The 1,397-nt window shown below is 69.1% G+C and carries 1 protein-coding gene; it reads right to left on the bottom strand.

Annotation, left to right across the window (positions count from 1 at the left end; genetic code table 11):
* Nucleotides 1-226: 226 nt before the first annotated feature.
* The gene (locus I0Q12_RS13675; RefSeq protein ID WP_197252437.1) at nt 227-1,375 is read right to left on the bottom strand and encodes a sulfotransferase; all 1,149 of its coding nucleotides are present in this window, start codon (nt 1,373-1,375) and stop codon (nt 227-229) included.
* Nucleotides 1,376-1,397: the final 22 nt, after the last annotated feature.

A 1,397-nucleotide genomic window follows, 5' to 3' on the forward strand; every position in this document is an offset into this window, starting at 1 on the left:
GGCGATGGGGTCGAGCGGTAGCGGTGCAGGCATACGTCGATCATCCCACGACGGAACGCCTCAGCGGATAGCGGACACCGTCCGAAATCGATTCCGCGGGTGTCGCGGACGGTGATTTCGGGGCAGTGACGGCTCGAACGGCCGGCACCGGGACCCGAAACGGCCGCTGTTCCGACGGTGATCACCAACCATGGGGTGCCACCGCATGTTTCGTGCCCGCGGATGGTCAGCGGAAGGCGTAGTCGGGAAAGCGTTCGTCGACGTCTTCGACGGTGAGCCCGAACTCCGCGAGGGTGTAGCGATGCGCGGGTTTGCGGTCGCCCTGGCGGCTTTCGGTGTGCAGGGCCACCATCGCCGCTTCGGCCTCGGCGCTGAGACCGATCCCGAAGCGGTCGTAGAGGGACCCGATCGTGCCGATCGGGTCCTCGACGAAGTCGCGGTAGGCGACGTCGACGAACCGGGCCCGGTCGTGCCGGGCCCGGACCTCGGTGAACTTCTCGAAACCGCGCGCCCACAGGTCGAGCTGGCTGCGGCCGATCGCGTCGCCGACGAAGACCTCCGACCACCCCTCCGAGGCCTGCGCGGTGAGGCTGCACACCGACGGGATGACGGTGCGCGGGTCGCGATGGGTGACGACGACGAGCGCGTCCGGGTACACGGTGAGCAACTCGTCGAGCGCGAACAGGTGACTCGGGTTCTTCAGCACCCAGCGCTTGTCGGCGTCGGGCAGGCCGATGAGCTGCAGGTTGCGGCGGTGCCGTTCGTAGGCGCTCGTCCAGTCCTGGGTGGCGAGCCACCGGGAGTAGGTGGGCAGGTGCGCGAGGCACTCGTACGACACGGACCGGAAGGACTGACGCAGCAGCTGCCAGCATTCCTCGACCTCACCGGCGGACATGTAGTGCACACCCATGAACTCCGGATGCTCGATGTGGTGCTGCGCGAACCCGGCCTCGATCCCGGCGAACACCGGATTGTCCGCCCACGTGTCCCGCGGCGGCCGCGGCTGGGGCATCTCCGTCAGCCACATCTCGAGCCCCTGATGGGCCGGGTCGGCGGTGAGCAGCCGGTGCAGCGCGGTGGTGCCGGTGCGGGGCAGCCCGGTGACGAAGATCGGGCGGGTGATCTCGACGTCGGCGTGCTCGGGATGCTGCTTCCAGGCGGCCTCGGACAGCAGGCGCGCGACGAGGGCGCCGCGCAGGAACACCCGCGACATCTTGCTGCCGAGCGGCGTCAGTTTCTCGTCGCGGGCGTACGACTCGAGCAGGACGTCGAGGGCCTCGCGGTAGTCGTCGCTGCCGAAGTCGGTCAGCCCGGTGATCCGGGTTGCGGACTCGTGCAGGGATTCGGCGCTGCCGACCGTGGTGCGTTCGGACATGGTGGACTCCGTCCCCGTGTGC

This window comes from Rhodococcus sp. CX, from assembly GCF_015865005.1.
GTDB lineage: Bacteria > Actinomycetota > Actinomycetes > Mycobacteriales > Mycobacteriaceae > Rhodococcus.

Coding starts and splice junctions, on each gene's coding strand:
- I0Q12_RS13675 (WP_197252437.1), bottom strand. CDS start 1,375: ATGTCCGAACGCACCACGGTCGGCAGCGCCGAATCCCTGCACGAGTCC.